This is a genomic window from Desulfovibrio sp. GTC20076, assembly GCF_055385905.1.
The window spans coordinates 1,752,739-1,770,716 of the sequence record NZ_AP039366.1; the positions used below are offsets into that span (position 1 = coordinate 1,752,739).

Consider the following 17,978-nt stretch of genomic DNA (forward strand, 5'->3'; position numbering starts at 1 on the left):
TTGACATGGTGTACCCACGCCGCCGTTGTGGCGGCCAAGTCCACAAACCCACAACACATGCGGGAGCAGACCATGTCAAATTTTTTTCAGAAAGCTCACGAATTTACCGCCCGCTGGGAAGGAGGCCTTACCGACCATCCCTCTGACCCCGGTGGTCTGACCAATCACGGCGTTTCCCTGCGCTGGGTGCAGGACCTGGCCCGTCAGGCCCGTGAAGACTGCCAGCGGCAAGCCCGCAGCTGTGACGGCTGCAATGCGATGCGAACCAGCAAATGCGGCTATTACAGCCTGGATATGGATATGGATGGCGATGTGGACGCCGATGACATCCGCGCCTGCACCAAGGCCCAGGCTGCGGCCCTGTTTAAAAAACACTTCTGGAACAAGCTCGCCTGCAATGGCTTGCCCCTGCCCCTGGCTGTGACGCTTTATGACGGTGCGGTGAATATGGGTCCCGCGCGGGCCGTGCGCCAGATGCAGCGGGCCATGAACACCGTGGGAGAATCCGAACTGGACCGCTACGCACCCATTGCCGAAGACGGCATCATGGGGCCCCGCACCGCGCAACTGGCCGAGGCGCTGGAGCAGAGCGGGCAGCAGTGGTACGCGGCACGCCAGATACTGCGCCTGCGCGACGCCTTTTACCGTGACCTGGCGGCCAGACGTCCTTCCATGCAGGTTTTTCTGAATGGCTGGCGCAACCGGGTCAAGGCGCTTGGTCAGTACCTGGGCGAGCTTGAAAGGGAGGAAAACTGATGTGGAGCCTGATCGGCAAGCTGCTTGGTGGCGTTGGCGGCATGGTTGGCCGGATCATACCTGACCGTAACAGGCAGAATGAAGCCCAGAGCCGTATCAACGAGGCCGAGGTTTCCGGCGCTCCGGCCAGCCTCATGCGCCTGTGGAGGTCATTTCTGGGCTGGGTTCTGGCACTGCTTTTCTGCTGGGAGGTTGTGGGCCGTATGGTCATTGTGCCGCTTTTTTTCGCCCGGTGGGGTGAAAACCTGCCGCCCTCTGCACTGGACCAGATCATGGCACTGCTTTTGGGCATGCTGGGACTTGGCTTCTGATCACGACCCCGGGCCGCGCCTGCTGCACAGCTTGTCCGGCAACCCTGCCGGGCAGCCGGACTGGCAGACCGCCGAACAACGCTGGCGGCAGCACGGCAGCCAGATTCTGCCTCCGGCAAATACATCGAACCCTGCAACACGCGCATCAAGCACCGCGCATATGGAGAACATCATGACAGTGGATATTTTTTCCTCTTCCGGCGCATCCCTGCTGGTGCTCATAGTCCAGGGCCTGTTTGCCTGGGCGCTCTGGAGCCTGCGCCGCGCCTTTGTACGGCAGGACGATTACCTGCTGCATATGCAGCGTGATACGCGGCGCGAAGCCGCCACAGCCCGCCGCATCTGCGCCCTGGAAGAAAGCCTGCGCCTCATGCCCGGCAACGGTGACCTGGCCGGACTGCATGGCGAACTTTCCACCTTGCGTGGCGAAATACAGGCCCTCAGTGCCCGCATATCCGGCCTTGACCGTCTGCTTGAACGACTGGAACACGGTCTTGAACGACAGGAAGACCGCCTGCACCTGCTCCCTCCTGTAAGTCACGGTGCGCTTTTACGCAGAAACAGCGCTGCCGTCAGTGGAGAAAAGCACTGATGCCCGCCGCCGGAAAACGCGCCACGAAAAACAGGAAAAGCCGCCATCTGCTCGACAGCCTCGAGCAGCGGCTGGATCTGCTCACACGCACCCTCAACGAAGCGGACATTTCCGAAAAAAGTATAGATATCGTCAAAGAAATAAAAGAATTGCACACCATTTTACGTTCATTGCGCGAGGCGGAAGCGCCGGACCAGCCGCAACAGCTTATGGTGGTGTGGGGTGGCCCGCAGATGCCCGGCGGCTCATGCGGGTCATCCAGTGGTTCCGGCCCGTTGGCGGAATTCGCCGCACGCACAGCCCCCAGCACTTCCGGACGCGCCGACCGGAGAGTCCGGAACACCCGAAACACAAAAGCGGAAGCAAAACCGGGCTAGCCCCGGGATACGTCCGTGATACCCCAGTTGCCGCTGGGCAGACAGGCACAGCCTGAAAAACAGTAGTGCACAACAGAACCCGTCATCACCTGCAAAAACAGACATGGTTTCACAGTCTGAAAACGCACTCCAGGCATGTGCCGCAGCCATAAACGAACAAGCGCAAGGAAGCCATGCTCCACGTCATCCCATACATCCCCCGGCCTTTGCAGTGGCGCTTTCATGAAGAGCGCACCCGCTTCTGCGTGCTGCTCTGCCACAGGCGTTTCGGCAAAACAGTGGCCGCGGTAAACGACCTTATCCGCCAGGCCCTTGTTTCAGGCCGGGAAGACTGGCGGGCGGCATATGCCGCCCCCTTTCTGGGACAGGCCAAAGCCGTGGCGTGGGACTATTGCAAGCGTTTTGCCGGGGCTGTTCCGGGCACGCGTTTTCTGGAAAGCGAGCTGGCCTGCATTCTGCCCACCGGCGCGCGCATACGCCTGCTGGGTACGGAAAATGCGCAGGCCCTGCGCGGCCTGTATCTGGACGACCTTGTTCTGGATGAACCGGCCGATATGCCGCGCCAGGTCTGGACACAGATATTCCGGCCCATGCTGGCCGATCGCCAGGGGCGAGCGCTCTTCTGCGGTACGCCCCAGGGGACGGACAACCTCCTTTACGATGCATGGGAACAGGCCGGGGCAGACAGCAGTGGGCTGTGGTCACGCTTTCGCTTTCCCGCTTCACAGACAGGCTACCTGCCCGCGCAGGAGTTGGCGGCAGCGCGACGTGCTATGGATGAAGCCGAGTATCTTCAGGAATTTGAGTGCTCTTTTGCCGCCGCAGTGCGCGGTTCCTATTACGCGCCCCTACTGGACGCCGCCGACCGCGAGGGACGCATACGCACGGTCCCCCACGCGCCGGAACTTCCCGTTCACACAGCCTGGGACCTGGGAATGGATGATGCGACAGCCATCTGGTTCTTCCAGGTGGAGCCGTCAGGCCAATGGCGCTTTGTGGACTATTACGAGGCCTCGGGCGAAGGGCTGGCCCACTATGCCCATGTGCTGGCCCGCAAGGCGCGGCCAGCAGGCCAGCAGGCGCTGGAAGACATCCCCGCCCAACAGGACGGACAAAATGAACTGATGAACCGGAATTTCACGGGCCGCGGCTTTTCCTACGGCCTGCATATCGCCCCGCACGACATCCGCGTGCGTGAATTGGGTACGGGCCAGAGCCGGTGGGAAAGCGCGGCGCAACTGGGCATACGCTTTACTCTTGCCCCGGCCCTGAGCCTGGCGGACGGCATTGACGCAGTGCGCCGCCACCTGCCCCGCTGCTGGTTTGACGCCGATTTCTGCACTGCCGGGGTCAAGGCCCTGCGCTCCTACAGGCGGCAATGGCGCGCCGGGCAGCAGACAGCGGGATCCGGCCCCCTGCACGACTGGGCCAGCCATGCGGCCGATGCCCTGCGCTATGCGGCCACGGGTTTTCGCCCGCCCCAGGACCCTGCCGCCGGAAAACGCAAGGCCAGAACACACTATAACGTCTTTGGAGGCACAGATGCGTTTTCGCTATGAGCCGTTGCGCGGCCCGGGCGCCCGATCCGAGCAGGATGCCATCTTCAACCGCATGCAGGCCGAGGGCCTGTTGGGCTGTGCCATGAGCGCCCTGCCTGCGCCCACGCATGAAGACTGGCGGCGCATCACCAATCCCCATCAGGGGCTTCTGCTCCGCTGCTATGCACAGGCTGCAACAGAAAAAACGCCTTTTCAAAAAAAATGCGGTCCCCCTACGGGTGAAAACACCTCCATATCGTTCTGGGACAAGGTTTTTGTCCTGTCGCGGGACCCCGCCTTTGGCACTGCCCCACGCATGAAGGACATGCTGGGCTGCGCCCTGTTCACGCCGCGGCGCGGCAAGGTGTGGGAATTTGATTTTACCACCTTTCGCGCGGGTGCCCCCTTTGCCGTTCCGCTGGCGCACGGCTGCCTAGCCTGGGCCTTTGCCCATCTGGACTGCGCCGCCATCGTGGGCCTGTGCCCCGCGCCCAACCGTCACGCATGGCGTCTGGCCGAAACCTGCGGGTTTCAGATTATGGGGCATCTGCCGCAAGCCTGCTGGCACGCCCGCAAAAAACGTCATGTGGACGGGGTGCTTGTGCTCTGCACACCGTCCACGCTCACAAACAGTATAGCCATAGCCAAGGAGGCTGCCATGGGTTTTGGAGGAGGTTACAGCGCCCCCAGTATCCCCGAAGTTCCCCCCGCGCCCAAACAGGAGGTGCAAAAACCCGTTACCGAGGCCGCCACTGCCGCGCGGCAGGCCCAGAAAGACAAGGCGGCCAAGGCCGCGGGCATTAACGGGGCCGTGCATACAAGTCCTCTCAATCGCGCGGAAGATGCGCGCAAGACATTGCTGGGGCAGTGATCATGACCATATCAACACCCTGCCATGCCGGAAAACAGCCGGCGCGCGCTCCGGCTGATCACACAGGTGATACAGGCAACGGCATGAGGGCCGACATTCCCGTGCTGGCCCGCCGCTATCAGGCCCTTTTGCGCCGCCGCATGCCCTGGGACACGGCCTGGCAAAGCCTTGCCGACCATTTTTTGCCCACACGCTGCCGCCTGCGGCCACAGGGAGGCGGCGCAGAGGAAGGCCCCATGCTCAACAGCGGCCTTGTGGATGCCACAGGTATTCTTGCCATGCGCACCCTGGCGGCCGGACTTCAGGGCGGCCTTACCAGTCCGGCCCGGCCCTGGTTTCGCCTTGGCCTGGATGATGCGGACCTGGCCCGCAGCCGCCCCGGCCAGGCATGGCTGGACGAGGTTGCGGCGCGCATGCGCTCTGTCTTTCACCGCTGCAACTTCTACAACGCCATGCACACGCTTTATGCGGAACTGGCAACCTTCGGCACCGCCTTTGTTTTTGAACTGGCAGATCCGCGCGACGGTTTCCGCTTCATGCCGCTCTGCGCCGGGGAATATGTGCTGGACTGCGATGCCGGGCGAAGGGTGGACACGGTTTTTCGCCGTTCGAGCATGAGCCTGCGCCAGATCGTGCAAACCTTCGGCCCGGCTGCCCTGCCCGAATCCCTGCGCGAGGCTGTCCGTCGCAATGCGGATGAAAGGCGCAATGTCATTCAGGCAGTTTACCCGCGTGATGACCGTATACACGGCATACTCACGGCCAGTCATATGCCTGTGGCCTCGGTCTACTGGCTGGAAGGGCGGGACGGCGGCGAACATGCCCTGCGCGAGTCCGGTTTCAGGCATTTTCCTGGTTTCGGGCCTCGCTGGGATGTGGCGGGCAATGACGTGTACGGGCGTTCGCCCGCCATGGACGCCCTGCCCGACTGCCGCATGCTGCAACAGATGGGCATCACCACGCTCAAGGCCATCCACAAAGCCGTGGACCCGCCCATGAGCGTCTCTGCGGGCCTGCGCTCCGTGGGGCTGGACCTCACCCCCGGCGGCATCAACTATGTGGACAGCGCCCCGGGGCAAAGCCCGCAGGCAGCCACGCCGCTGCTTCAGGTCAACCCGGATCTGTCCACGGCACGGCGGGCCATGGAGTCGGTACAGAACCAGATCCGTTCCGGCCTCTACAATGATCTTTTCAAACTCATCCTTGAAGGCCGCAGTGGAGTGACGGCCAGCGAAATCGCCGCACGGGAAGAAGAAAAACTGGTGCTCATCGGCCCTGTGCTCGAACGCCTGCACGATGAGCTTTTTATTCCGCTTATGGACCGCACATTCGAATGCATGCGCGAGCTGGACATGCTGCCGCCCTGCCCGCCGGAACTGTCCGGCCGCCGCCTCAAGGTGGAATTTGTCTCTCTGCTGGCCCAGGCGCAGAAGCTGGTGGGCGTCAGTGCGGCTGACCAGTATCTGGCACTGACCCTGAGGGCTTCCACCGCATGGCCCGAAGCTCTGGACACCCTCAACGTGGATCATCTGCTTGATAACTATGCCGACAGCCTCGGCCTGCCCATAAGCCTCACACGCCCCCCTGAAGAACGGGAGCAGATGCGGGCCGCCAGGGCCGAGGCCGCGCGCGGCGCAGCCCTGGCCGACAGCCTGAAACAGGGGGTGGATCTGGTGCAGCAACTGGCAAAAAGCCCTCTTTCCGGACCGGACGGTCGCCAGATCAGCGTACTGGACGGCCTTGCGGACCTCATTGGCCGTATGACCGGAAAAGCGGACGCAGAAGCAATGCCGCGTGAAACACCCGGTGACGGCCACAGCGGCATGCAGGGCGTTGCCCCCAATGTGCCCGGACCCCAAACGCGGGAGACAGCCTGATGGACATTTTTGCGCCGTATGAACAGGCGCAGGCACGCTCAAACACGGCACAGCAACGCGCCGGAGAGGCGCAAGCGCATCTGCACGCCGTCATCAACGGCCTTATGGCCCAAAAACAGGGACGTTTTTTCCTGCGCTGGCTCATGCACAACTGTCAGTGCTTCAGTGCCCAGAACCTGGCTACGCAGGACGGAACGCAGACGTCCGCGCATGATACCGCACGCCTCTGCTTTGCTGAAGGCCGCCGCTATGTGGGCATGACCCTGCTGCGGCTTGTGCAGTGCGCCGACCCGCAAAATTTGCCGCAACTTTTTCAGATCAGGGAGGACGAAGATGCATTCTGAATTTTTCAACGCGCCCGGCACAGCCGGTACACCGAGCGTATCGGGTTCATCCGGTGCTCCCGGCACAGCCGACAGGCATAAATCTGCCTCCGGCACGACCGCTGCTTCCGGCATGCCGCAAGCGCCCTCATATCTGGGGTCTGCCCACGGCCACGGCAACCTCGCCGAGGTAAATGCGCAACCCCCTGCCCGCGCCTCCGCAGGCAGCTATAGCCCCGGCGTCACGACGACGCAGCCCGGCACTTCGCACACCGGGCAAACAGGGCAACAGCCCGGGCAGGCAGATGCGGAACTGCAGTTGGAACAGCGTCTGCTGCAACACGAGGCCGCACGGCGCGAGCAGTGGCAGGGGCAGGTCAGCCAGTGGCGACAGGAAGTGGCTCAGGACCCTCACATGGGTGGCGGCAACATGGCCGCCAGCGTGGCGCGCGCCCAGCTTGCCCTTGACCGCTTTGATCAGGGTAAGCACATCGGCCGCCTGCTGGAAGAAAGCGGTTACGGCAACCATCCCGAGGTGCTGCGCTTTTTCAACCGCGTGGCTGATGCCCTTATGGAAGACAGCCTGGTGCGCGGTGAACCCGGCGGAGGTATGCCCCCGCTCGAAGAACGCATGTACGCAGGCTGGTCTTCCAGAAAATAAAGGCGGCCTGCCGCGTATCCCTGCAACCGTGCCCAGACAGTTGCCTGCCGTGAAAACGGCACGCAGCGAATTGCCCGGATAGCTTCCGGCACGTTTTTTCATCCCGCACATTCACCTTTCTACATACGAGGCGACTATGTCCAACTCTATGGGTCTTGTGGTTTCCCTGGCGGAAATGGAACAGTTTTATCGTGGCGACAAGGCGGGACAAATCATCGAACTGATGAACAAGACCAATGACATCATGGATGACGTGCTCTGGATGGAGTCCAACCAGAGCGACGGACATCTTACCCGCATCCGCACCGGCCTGCCCGAGGTTTACTGGCGCAGGCTCTATCAGGGTACACCGCCGTCCAAGTCACAGTGGGGGCAGGTCAAGGAAGGCTGCGGCATCCTCGAGGCCATCATGGAGCTGGACGTGGAAGAGCTGCGCCTCTACGGCAGCCGCGACAGGGTCTTTCGCATGAGCGAGGGCGTGGCCTTTGCCGAAGCCATGCGCCAGAAAGTGGCCGCCACACTTTTTTACGGCAACAGCAATATCAATCCTGACGAATTCAACGGCCTGGCCATGCGCTATCCCGCGCAGGACGCCAAAAACGTGATGGATGCGGGCGGCCGCGAAGAAGGGGGCTGCACCTCCTTGTGGCTTGTATCGTGGGGAGCGCAGGCCGTACATGGCATTTATCCCAAGGACAGCACCGGCGGACTTTCTCACGAAGACCTCAGTACCTATATGGCCCAGGACCCCGACGGGCGCAAATATCAGGTCGTGGGCGACAAATACAACTGGCGCTGCGGTCTTGCCGTGCGCGACTGGCGCGCTGTGGTGCGCGTTGCCAACCTGCCCCTGGCAGCCCTTGGCAAGCGCAAGGGGCAGAGCGGATTCATCGACCTGCAAAAGCTGACCATCGAGGCCAAGAACCGCATGCCCCAGCATCTGCGCCAAAAAGCCGTGTGGTACGCCAATGCCGATGTACTCACCGCCCTTGAGTTGCAGAACTCCGATGCGGGCAACGTGCAACTGCAGTATGACGAATTCTTTGATGCCAAAGCCGTTCCCGTGTTGCACGGCCGCCCTGTGCGCCAGTGCGATGCCGTGCTGGGCAACGAAAGCGTGGTGTAAACACCTTACTGCAGACCCGGGGCTGCCGAAAAGCCCCGGCGTCCCACCGGGTAAGGCGTGTCTGCCCTGTCAGCGCCGGGCCGAACATTTGCTACCGAGAGCATAACCATCCTTCCACAAGGAGCGCACATGGCTATTATTGACCGCAACTCCATCCTTTTTGAAGGCTCCCTTACCGCCGACACCACTGGTCCTGCTGTGGCCCTCAACGCCCTCAGGCTTCCGGGCCGCATGGAACCCATGCCCTTGCGCCTGTCCGTGACCGAAAGCTTCAGCCCCGATGAGGTGCAGGGCATCGCCATCGGGCTTGAAGAGTCCGACAGCGCCGGCGGCCCCTGGACCGCCGTACCCGGAGCCTCCGTCACCGTATCCCATTCGGCTGAAAATCCTGCACTGGCCGCCGGGGCGCGCCCCTATCACCGTTTTTTGCCCCAGGGAGTGCGTAAAAGCTGGCTGCGCCTGACCCTTGGCCTCACGGTAGTGAGCGGCAAGAACGCAAGCCAGGGGCGCATTTTCGCAGCCCTGACACGCGAAGAAGACCTGCCTTACGAAGCCGCCCTTATGGCAGGCCGCTAGCACATTGTGCCCTTGAAAAGCTGAAATGCGCCAACGCGGCATCCTGCCGGCAGCGTACCTGCCACATGACGCGGCCCCGGCCCGACGGCTGTAGGGCATAACTCCCGTGCAACAGCACAGATGCACGGTCACCTGCCTTTCCAAACGGCCTTTCCGGAGCGCAATGCTCCGGAAAGGCCGCAGCATATCCTTCCATCTGAACATTCATCCCCTGAACATTCACCCCAGGAGATTTCATGACTATCAGCCAGATAGACGTGTGGAACCGCGCCCTCGGCTTTCTGGGCGCGCGCAGCGTGGCTTCCGAGCGCGAAAGCACACCGGAGGCCCTACAATGCAGCCTGTACTGGGATTCTGCCCGGCGTCAGGTCTTGCGCGACTTTCCCTGGAGTTTTGCCCAGCGCCGGGCATGGCTGGCGCTTCAGGCCCTGCCTCAGGGCTATGCGCCGGAATACCGCTTTGCTTACGCCCTGCCCGAAAACTGCCTCAAGGTTCACGAGGTCCGCCACGAAGGCCTTTCACCACGACCGTTCTGCCTGGCCATGAGTCCTGCGGGCGACAGCTCCCTGCTGGTGACCAACGCCTCGCGCGCACTGGTTCTGTATACCGAGGATGTGCGCAACAGCCGCCTGTTTGATGACCTTTTCGCCCACATGCTGGCGCGCAAGCTTGCCGCCCTTGTCTCTGTACCGCTGCTCAAGGGCAGCGGGCAAAAGGCTGCGGAACTGGAACAGCTTTACGCAGCCAGTCTGCCGCCGGCCAGAGGGGCCGCCGCTTCCGAACGCAGTGAAAAGCCCGCGGAAGACGCCTGGCTTGCCGTGCGCTGAAACGGCGGGAACCTGCACAGCCATGTACCGGCCCAGTCTTGCAGCAAGCTGGCTGCGCCGCTCCCAACAGGTATTTCCGACACAAAATACCCTGAAAATGAGGATACCCGGATGACCATGCCCTACAGTCCCAGCCGCGCCGTATATGAAGGCAACAATGCGGCCACGAGCTTTCCGTTCTTTTTTCGGGTCTGGACCGCCTCGCAGCTTGTGGTCACCCTGACCTCGCCGGAAGGAGTCACATCCGAAGCTGCCGGCTGGACAGCAGACCTCGGTGCTGCCGGAGGCGAAATTACCTACCTGCACCAGAATGCCCCCCTGCCCAACGGCTGGAAGCTGGCCATAACCCGCAACATGCCGTTCACGCAGGAAGTCAATCTTGTGTCCGCCTCGCGCTTTGATCCGCAGGTTATTGAAGATGCCCTGGATCAGGCCACGGCAGAACGCCAGCAGACCCTTGAGATGATACGGCGTTCCGTCATTCTTCCCGCCACCAGTTCCGAGACCCCGCAGGATGTGGTGCAAAACATTTTTGCCGCCCGCGACCACAGCCAGGCTGCCCGCAATGCCGCCCAGGCAGCTATGAACACCGCCGGGCAGAGCGCCGCCGCTGCCGCAGAAAACGCTGCCCGTGCCTTCAGTCAGGCCGACCGCGCCAAAACAGAAGCCGACCGGGCGCAAAACCTTGCCAATATCGGGCCGGCAACGCAGGAAAAATTCGGCATGGTCAAGATTGGTGAAGGCATTGCCGTGGAGGACGATGGAACCATCTCCGTACCACCCCCGCCGAAAATCAGTCTTGCCACAACCGCCTCTGCCGGAACGGTGATCATCGGCGAAGGTCTGGAAATAGCCGGGGCTTCTTCCGGCGAGGATGCGCAGGCACAGCCAAATCCGGGAACCGTCTCCCTTGGGGGGCATGCCTCGGAAAACGGTGAGAAGTACGGTCGGGGTAACTTCCAGTTTTTCGGGCATGTCAGGCTGACGGATGACTTTGAAGAAACAGCCTCTGCCAGTGAGGGCATCGGCCTTTCCCCAGCGGGGGCCAAAGCCATGTATGACAAGCTGCTGGGGCTGAAGGGCACGACAACCATCACCTCTTCACGGGACTTTGTTGCCCCCGAGGCCGCCACGTACCGTGTGACTGTTGTGGGCGGCGGAGGAAGCGGTGGCAGTGGCGGGACAGCGTATGACTGGTCTGAATATGTGAATGATGCATATTGGTCCTATACAGCCTATTCCGGCGGCGGTGGCGGAGGTGGAGGCGCAGGAGAAACGCTGGTCAGGGATGTCACCCTGGCAAAGGGCGAAAGTGTGCCTGTGATAGTTGGTGGCCCTGGTGGAAATTCCTCGTTTGGCTCGCATGCGGTTGCCCGGGGAGGAGGACGTGGCGGCAACGGGGGCAGTGGTTCCCGAGGCAGTGGAATCCCAAATGGCGGAGGGGGCGGAACATCATACGGAAGCGGAGCCGGTTCCGGTGGCAGGGGCAGTTGGGACAACAATGAAACCCCCTCCATAACTGGCGGATCCGGAGGTGCAGGCGGCCGCTCCACGCACGGTCAGTACGGCCACGGAGGAAATGGCGGTCCCGGCGGCGGCTATTCCAGCGGCAGACGCACTTCTCCATCAGGCGGCGTATCCGGCACGCAAGGCGTCGTCATCGTAACCCTGAACCTTGGAGGTTAATATGCCCACATTTTATTCCCCTGCAGGCAACGCCGAGATATGGGATGAGCAGCCTGAAGGCCATGTTTCTGCCGAAGAATGGGAACGCGCCCGCGCTGCTGAAGAAGCCGCAGCCGAAGCCGCCCGCCTTGCAGAATACAACAGTACGGCGGCCAGGGCAGCCCGCTTGCGCACAGAGCGCGACGCCCGCCTTGTCGCCACTGACAAATACCTGCTGGCGGACTACCCCATCAGCCCGGAAGAGCTTGTGACTATCAAAGCCTACCGCCAGTTTTTACGTGATCTGCCCGCGCAGGAAGGCGCGCCTTTTGACGGTGGCGGCGAACTGACGCCGTGGCCGCATATGCCGGAGGTATGATCATGCCCATACGCATTGCCTGCAACAACTTTACCGGCGGCGAAATAGCGCCCACCCTGTCTGCGCGCTATGATCTGGCCCGTTACCGCAACTGCCTGTCCTGCATGGAAAACATGCTGCCCGGCCTGCACGGTGACACGGCCCGGCGCCCCGGCACACGTTTTGTGGCGAATCTGGACGGACATTCCGTTCTCATCCCTTTCAGTTTCAATGCCCTGACCAGTCAGAATTTTGTGCTTGTTTTCGGCAGTCACTGCCTGCACATCGCGGGCGAACAGGGTCTTGAAAATATTCCTGTGATTGAAACGCCATATGCCCCCGGTGAATTACAGGACATTTCCTACGCCCAGGTGGGCGATACCGTGTACCTGGCTCACAGCAACCACCCTCTGCACAAGGTGGTACGGCGCGATGCGCCGGAAAACCGGACGCAATTTGAAGAGGCGGCCTATGCCTGGAGCCTTGAAAAAGTGGCGCTCAACGCATCCCTTGCTGCGCCCGAGTTACCTTCGGTGACATTTTCCGGCAGCGCGGGCAGCTATACCCTGCGCTACAAGGTTGCTGCCGTGGATGCCGCCGGGCGTGAGTCTCTTCCTTCACCCGCCGGGCAGTGCGCCAATGGCCGCCACCCGTCCGACTGGGTGCAGGGCAACAGCGCAGCCATAAGCTGGGCCGCAGTGGAAGGAGCCGTGGAATACAATATCTACAGGGAAGAAGCAGGCTACTTCGGCTTTATCGGCGTATCCGGCGGCCTGAACTTCAATGACCAGAACTATCAGGCCGATACAGCGGATACGCCCAAGGAAGACTGGGACCCGTTCGCCGATGGCAACTATCCCGGCATTGTGGCCTTTCATCAGCAGCGTATGGTTCTGGCCGCCACTCCCAAAAATCCACAGGCATTTTACATGTCGCGCGTGGGAGATTTTGAAAACTTCCGTAAATCAAGACCATTGCAGGATGACGACCCTGTGGAATACCTCATTGCCTCCGGCTCCATCGATGCCGTCACCTGGGCAGCCAGCTTCGGCGACCTGCTCATCGGCACGTCGGGCAGTGAATACAAGGCCTCAGGCGGCGATGGCGCGTCCATAACCGCAGGCAATATCAGCATCACGGCCCAGAGCTACTGGGGCAGCGCGGGCCTTGCGCCCATCATTATCGGCAACTCCATCCTGCATGTGCAGCGTCACGGCTCCCGCGTGCGCGACCTTTTCTACTCACTGGAAAAGGACGGTTACGCGGGCAACGACCTTTCCATCATGGCCCCGCACCTTTTTGAGGGGCATACCATCCTTCAGTGGGCCTACCAGCAGACGCCGGGATCTACCATCTGGTGCGTGCGTGACGACGGCCTGCTGCTGGCCTTCACCTATATGAAAGAGCACGATATCTGGGGCTGGTCGCGTCAGATCACGCAAGGCAGGGTACTTTCGGCAGCGGCCATTTCCGGCGAAAAAGGCGACACCCTCATGCTGGTGACGGAACGCCGCATTGACGGGCAGCCGCGCATCTTTCTGGAGCGTCTGGCGGATCAGTGGCAAGACCACGAACCTGTGGAAGAAGCGTACTTTGCGGACTGCGGCCTGACGTTCCGGCTTCCCGCCCCCGCCCTGACCCTGGAGGGTCTGGATCATCTTGAAGGCTGCGAACTGGCCGTGCTGGCAGACGGCAGCCCTGTGGAAGGCTGCGTGGTGCATCAGGGCCGCATAAACCTGCCCTATGCGGCAAGCGTGGTACAGGCGGGCCTGCCTTACGCCTCGGCTCTTTCATGCCTGCCTGTGGAGCACGACAGCCAGTACGGCACAAGCCTTGGCCGCCAGCGCGCCTACGGCATGTGCACGGCGCGCCTGTACCGGAGCGTGGGCGGCAAGTACGGCCCGGACAGGCATGAACTGTATGATCTGCCTTTTTTGCCGGATCACTGGGGCCAGGCTGTTCTTCCCTATTCCGGCGAAGTGTCGTTTGCGCCCGGCGGCTCGTGGGAGACTTCCGGCAGTTTGTGGCTGGTGCAGGACAGGCCCCTGCCCTTCAGGCTGCTGTCTCTGGTGCTGGAGGTAAACTTTTCCTGAAATAGAGTAATTTTGAAATGCTTTGTGGGGGAGGGACACTTTTGCAAAAGGGTCACCTCCCCCACACCCCCACCCCCTAAAATCTTTACTCCTGTTTCAACCTGTCACAGGAGTTCTTCCGATCTGAGGCGGGGGCCAGAAAGCAGCGTTTTACAGGCAGAACACTGTTTCAACGTGGCAATGCTCTGGACAGTGTCCAGGCAGTTTGCGGCGTCTTGCTTGAGTCACAAAGGAGAACACCATGCTGGCATTTGCCACCGAATCCTTTACAGAACTGGAATCCGAGGCCCGGCCCCTCACCGCCGCGCACTGGAACGAGGTGGAAGCCCCCCTGCACGGCCAGGCCGACTATCGGCTTGACACAGAGCGCTACCGACATCTGGAAACACTGAACATGCTGCACGTCAGCGCCGCGCGCACACCAAACGGTACTCTGGCTGGCTATGCGGCCTTTACCCTTGTTCCCTGTCCGCACCGTCCGCAAACGCTTCTGGCCGCACTGGACGGCCTGTATCTGGCCCCGCAGGCACGTGGCGGCTTCACGGCCCTGCGCCTGCTGCGCCATGCCGAAACAGCGCTCAGGCAACGCGGCGCGGGCCTTGTGCAGTACAGCTCGCCCGCCTCGCGCCCCTGTGATGCCCTGTACCGGCGCCTGGGCGCGCACCATACCGAAACCGTCTGGCACAAGGAGATACGCTGATGGCCATAGCAAGCGGCACAGCCGCCGCCATTACCGCGGCCATGGCCCTGGCCGGGGCCGCAGTGGGTACGGTCAGTTCCATCCAGCAGGCAGAAAGCCGCCGACAGCAGGCCGAATACCAGTCCAAACTGGCAGAACGCAACGCGCGTCAGGCCGGGCAAAGTGCCGAACTGGCCGATGAGGCCGCCCGGCGCGAAAAACAGGCCGGGTATGAATCTGCGGTCAAAAAACGGCAGGAGGCTGCCCGCATCATCGGCAGCCAGCGGGCGCAGGCTTCTGCCTCGGGCGCGCAGGCAGACGCCGGAAGCCAACTGGACCAGATCATGGATACGGCGGAAAAAGGCGAACTTGATGCCATGTCGCAGGAACAGCAGGGCGCGGACGCGGCCTACGGCCAGCAACTGCGCGCCTGGAACCTGCGCAACCAGTCCGCGGGAGCCATGCTGAATGCAGAGAATCTCAACAATCACGCCCAGACAGACTATCTCGGCCTGACCACCACCCTGCTCAATGGGGCCAACCGCATGGGCCGGAATTTCTACACCCTCGGCACGCGCGGGCCGCTGCTGCCCTGAAGTATTGTGGGGAGAGTGCACACAAGTGAGTGTCTGAGATGCGTTGTGGGGGAGGAATTTTTTAAAAGGAGTGAGAGTTGAAATGCTTTGTGGGGGAGGGACCCTTTTGAAAAAGGGTCTCCTCCCCCACACCCCCACCCCCAAAAACTCTTATTTTGTTTCAGTCTCTTGCAGAAAGTCTCCCGGCCTGAAACAGGACTCCCAAACGGAGATTGCTCAGAATTTTTACTGCAAAAAACAAAACCTCTTTGCTTCAAGGAGGAACCGTGGCAGTCAGCACCAGTGGAGTGCTGCGCAGCAAGCAGGACAGAGACTATTTCAAACAGGGCCTGGCCGTTATGATTGAAACGCTCCGGCCGCAAACCATCGTCAACTACAGCCGGATGCCGGATGATATTTTTAAACCCTATCGAAATAACGGGCCGGAACCCATTGAACTGCCATATTACGCATTTTCTGTTCGTAAGGAGGCTGCGTAATGGGTGGAGGCAGAGGTGCTGGATTCTTTGCCGGAACAGACGGCTGGCGCGCGTCAGAGGCTTTTGCCAAAGGTACGCTGGTTGCGGCCGCCCAAAACACGGTCACAGACGCTGGCGGCCCCTCCGGCGGTATACTTGACGTCTTGCGCCCGTGGTGGTCTTACCCCTATGGGCATCCGGAAAAAAACAAAAAAATTGAGATGCTGCAAAAGGCTCTCAAGCCAAGGGCGGAAAAAATGGGAAATGCCTTTGCAGATCATCCTGATTTACAAACTTTTTTAATAAAAAATGGTGCTATACTCATCAAAGAAATAAACGCTTCCAAAAATTAATATCGACTTTTCAAAACAAGATAAAACAACCCTGTCAAAAGCCGACAATAGCCTTCACAAGGCTATTGTCGGCTTTTTGTAAGAAATGTCCGATTGATATATTTCCCTGAAAAAAAATAGGCGCATAATAAAAAATACAAATAAAAGACTACAGACAGCACACCGTGTTCAATAGGAACAAGGCGGTCTTTTTTAAAAAAAAGGATATTAGGCATAGCACCAGGGGTTGAAGATGCTGAGATGCCTTCTGTAGTACACCCAGAAAAATTCAGTATTGCCATGATCGCACAATATGCCAATATGATATTGACACTAAACTCCAAAATCTTCTTATAAAAAAAGCTTACCACAAGAGCAATGCCCACAAAAATCCGTATACATTCCGTCAGGACCACATAGGCAAACGACGCCTGTTCCCAATGCCCGCCATATAGCCATATGAAATGGTCAACGATAACAAAGAGCAACAGCACTATTCTGTGGCGATTATCAACAGAGATACGCATCTAAACCTCGGGTTGGTTTATTGCATACTGCGGCTTTCGTCGGCTACCTGCCCCATGAGGGCGTCCAGATTTTCCACCGCCACAAGACGGGCTTTGCCGTCATTAAAGCGTACACGCCCGGTCACCCGATAATTTTCGCCATTGCCGTGGTCATACACCGTAAATGGAACCAGCCAGTCGCCGTTCTTGGCGCGGGCTTCGCCCACCTGCCGCACTTCCTTACGGCCAGTGGAAGCATCGGCAAAAAGCGGCGCAAGCACGCCCTGGGCTGCTCGCCCTTCTACCCTGCGCCCGGCAAAAGCCCCGGAGCTTATGCCGTTCATGACAAAAGCGCGGGATTCGCTGAGCAGCACGGCGCGTACCGTGGCATTGCCCTGCTCGCCGGGTGCCGCCTGCGCAAACAGAATAGCCAGCATGGGCGGCAGTTCTTCCGCCACCCTGGGATCCCGCGCCCGCTGTACAAAGATATCAAGGGCAGCGGCCAGAATCGTATCCACATCCACAAGTCTTTCAATGGCTGCGGCATCGGCCCTGTCCACGGCCAGTCCGATATCCGTTACGCACTGGCGCGCCCCGGAGGCCGTACCCGCTGCGATGGCAGACCCGGCAAGAAGAAACAGCAGTAAAAAAGTCACAGGTAACGGTAAAATGGCGGCTCGTGCCACCGCGCAGCCCAAACGGGCAAATTTCAGCATAATTCCTCCGGCAGCCCCCCCTTGAGAGGCAGGGGCAGGCCGCAACTGACAAAAACAACATGACGGCAGGCACGCGCCAGTTCCTGATTGGCCAGACCTAGAACGTCATTGAAGGTTCGCGCCAAAGGCGACATGGGCACAAGCCCCAGCCCCGTTTCGGCGCTGACCACAGCCACGGGCAGGGGAGGCGCTGCCAGCCGCTCGCCGAGGGCCGACACCTTGCATAAAATATCTTCCTGCCCCAGATCACAGGCCAACAGATTGGCAATCCACAGACTTATGCAGTCCAGCAGGAGAACGCCCGGCTTCGGAGCAGATTGCTGGGCAGCCTCCTGCTCAGGCCGTGCGCCATGCTCCATTTCGGACAGCATTCCGGACTGCATTTCCGACTTTATCCCAAGCTGTACGCCGGACAGACCAAGACCAGGCACTTTACCCACAACTTCGGCAGGCATGTCAGCGGACACACAAACGGGCAGGCCGCCACGCACACCTGTAACCATCGCGCCCGCCTGCGCAACATCCGCAAAAATGCGGTCAAAAGCGCCCGCAAGCTCCAGCGGTTCCTCAAGGCACTGCCAGCCTGACCCGCGCATGGCCTGATGCCGGGCCACGCGCCGGTTCATTTCTTCATCTTCCGCCCGGCAGGTCGCAAGATACAGCCGCTGCGGGGCCACGGCCTCGGCCCAGCGCTGGGCCATGCCGCTTTTTCCGCTGCGCGTGCCGCCCACAAAAAAAAC

General features: G+C 60.7%; 22 protein-coding genes. 19 read left to right on the plus strand and 3 right to left on the minus strand.

What is annotated here, in order from left to right:
• The first annotated feature begins 72 nt into the window (after positions 1 to 72).
• From ACZ495_RS07690 to ACZ495_RS07780, 19 genes are all read left to right on the plus strand, one after another.
• On the plus strand, positions 73 to 756 hold the full coding sequence (locus ACZ495_RS07690; RefSeq protein ID WP_464262011.1) for a glycoside hydrolase family 108 protein: 684 nt from the start codon (positions 73 to 75) through the stop codon (positions 754 to 756).
• Positions 756 to 1,067 carry a 3TM-type holin gene (locus ACZ495_RS07695; RefSeq protein WP_012624355.1) on the plus strand — a complete coding sequence of 104 codons (312 nt, stop codon included), beginning with the start codon at positions 756 to 758 and terminating at the stop codon, positions 1,065 to 1,067. Before ACZ495_RS07690 ends, ACZ495_RS07695 begins: the two co-directional genes overlap by 1 nt.
• Before the next feature lie 172 nt (positions 1,068 to 1,239).
• Positions 1,240 to 1,659, plus strand: coding sequence for a DUF2730 family protein (locus tag ACZ495_RS07700; RefSeq protein ID WP_012624354.1), 420 nt, complete (start codon positions 1,240 to 1,242; stop codon positions 1,657 to 1,659).
• Positions 1,659 to 2,036, plus strand: a complete 378-nt coding sequence (locus tag ACZ495_RS07705) for a hypothetical protein (protein WP_296985716.1) — start codon at positions 1,659 to 1,661, stop codon at positions 2,034 to 2,036. Before ACZ495_RS07700 ends, ACZ495_RS07705 begins: the two co-directional genes overlap by 1 nt.
• A gap of 173 nt (positions 2,037 to 2,209) precedes the next feature.
• A complete protein-coding gene (locus tag ACZ495_RS07710; protein WP_394026178.1) occupies positions 2,210 to 3,595 on the plus strand; it encodes a terminase large subunit domain-containing protein in 1,386 nt (461 codons plus the stop codon).
• Positions 3,579 to 4,445 (plus strand): GNAT family N-acetyltransferase, encoded by an 867-nt coding sequence (locus ACZ495_RS07715; RefSeq protein ID WP_012624351.1) that lies wholly within the window; start codon positions 3,579 to 3,581, stop codon positions 4,443 to 4,445. Before ACZ495_RS07710 ends, ACZ495_RS07715 begins: the two co-directional genes overlap by 17 nt.
• 2 nt (positions 4,446 to 4,447) lie before the next feature.
• Positions 4,448 to 6,322 (plus strand): portal protein, encoded by a 1,875-nt coding sequence (locus tag ACZ495_RS07720; RefSeq protein WP_150083006.1) that lies wholly within the window; start codon positions 4,448 to 4,450, stop codon positions 6,320 to 6,322.
• Positions 6,322 to 6,666, plus strand: a complete 345-nt coding sequence (locus ACZ495_RS07725; protein ID WP_407844709.1) for a Bbp19 family protein — start codon at positions 6,322 to 6,324, stop codon at positions 6,664 to 6,666. Before ACZ495_RS07720 ends, ACZ495_RS07725 begins: the two co-directional genes overlap by 1 nt.
• Positions 6,656 to 7,306, plus strand: coding sequence for a hypothetical protein (locus tag ACZ495_RS07730; protein WP_464262012.1), 651 nt, complete (start codon positions 6,656 to 6,658; stop codon positions 7,304 to 7,306). Before ACZ495_RS07725 ends, ACZ495_RS07730 begins: the two co-directional genes overlap by 11 nt.
• A 136-nt stretch (positions 7,307 to 7,442) precedes the next feature.
• Positions 7,443 to 8,432, plus strand: a complete 990-nt coding sequence (locus tag ACZ495_RS07735; protein WP_464262013.1) for a major capsid protein — start codon at positions 7,443 to 7,445, stop codon at positions 8,430 to 8,432.
• Positions 8,433 to 8,561: 129 nt separating this feature from the next.
• Positions 8,562 to 9,008, plus strand: coding sequence for a hypothetical protein (locus ACZ495_RS07740; RefSeq protein ID WP_296985729.1), 447 nt, complete (start codon positions 8,562 to 8,564; stop codon positions 9,006 to 9,008).
• A 236-nt stretch (positions 9,009 to 9,244) separates the two neighbouring features.
• Positions 9,245 to 9,835, plus strand: a complete 591-nt coding sequence (locus ACZ495_RS07745) for a phage connector family protein (protein ID WP_072312512.1) — start codon at positions 9,245 to 9,247, stop codon at positions 9,833 to 9,835.
• Positions 9,836 to 9,946: 111 nt separating this feature from the next.
• Entirely contained in the window at positions 9,947 to 11,521 is a 1,575-nt protein-coding gene (locus ACZ495_RS07750) for a hypothetical protein (RefSeq protein ID WP_464262014.1), read from the plus strand.
• A gap of 1 nt (position 11,522) precedes the next feature.
• Entirely contained in the window at positions 11,523 to 11,879 is a 357-nt protein-coding gene (locus ACZ495_RS07755; RefSeq protein ID WP_012624343.1) for a tail fiber assembly protein, read from the plus strand.
• Between the two features lie 2 nt (positions 11,880 to 11,881).
• Positions 11,882 to 13,951 (plus strand): phage tail protein, encoded by a 2,070-nt coding sequence (locus ACZ495_RS07760; RefSeq protein WP_464262015.1) that lies wholly within the window; start codon positions 11,882 to 11,884, stop codon positions 13,949 to 13,951.
• Positions 13,952 to 14,192: 241 nt separating this feature from the next.
• A complete protein-coding gene (locus tag ACZ495_RS07765; protein WP_072312514.1) occupies positions 14,193 to 14,651 on the plus strand; it encodes a GNAT family N-acetyltransferase in 459 nt (152 codons plus the stop codon).
• A complete protein-coding gene (locus tag ACZ495_RS07770) occupies positions 14,651 to 15,226 on the plus strand; it encodes a hypothetical protein (protein WP_296985740.1) in 576 nt (191 codons plus the stop codon). The genes ACZ495_RS07765 and ACZ495_RS07770 overlap by 1 nt, the downstream gene beginning before the upstream one ends.
• A gap of 248 nt (positions 15,227 to 15,474) precedes the next feature.
• Positions 15,475 to 15,705 (plus strand): DUF4417 domain-containing protein, encoded by a 231-nt coding sequence (locus ACZ495_RS07775; RefSeq protein WP_464262016.1) that lies wholly within the window; start codon positions 15,475 to 15,477, stop codon positions 15,703 to 15,705.
• Entirely contained in the window at positions 15,705 to 16,037 is a 333-nt protein-coding gene (locus ACZ495_RS07780) for a hypothetical protein (protein WP_464262017.1), read from the plus strand. The genes ACZ495_RS07775 and ACZ495_RS07780 overlap by 1 nt, the downstream gene beginning before the upstream one ends.
• Positions 16,038 to 16,099: 62 nt before the next feature.
• Here ACZ495_RS07780 and ACZ495_RS07785 read toward each other — a convergent pair whose 3' ends face one another.
• The 3 genes from ACZ495_RS07785 to ACZ495_RS07795 are packed head-to-tail and all read right to left on the minus strand — an operon-like array spanning position 16,100 to position 17,939.
• A complete protein-coding gene (locus ACZ495_RS07785; protein ID WP_464262018.1) occupies positions 16,100 to 16,543 on the minus strand; it encodes a hypothetical protein in 444 nt (147 codons plus the stop codon).
• 17 nt (positions 16,544 to 16,560) lie between these two features.
• Positions 16,561 to 17,238, minus strand: a complete 678-nt coding sequence (locus ACZ495_RS07790; RefSeq protein ID WP_464262019.1) for a hypothetical protein — start codon at positions 17,236 to 17,238, stop codon at positions 16,561 to 16,563.
• Entirely contained in the window at positions 17,232 to 17,939 is a 708-nt protein-coding gene (locus ACZ495_RS07795) for a bifunctional adenosylcobinamide kinase/adenosylcobinamide-phosphate guanylyltransferase (protein ID WP_394026194.1), read from the minus strand. Before ACZ495_RS07795 ends, ACZ495_RS07790 begins: the two co-directional genes overlap by 7 nt.
• Positions 17,940 to 17,978 lie beyond the last annotated feature (39 nt).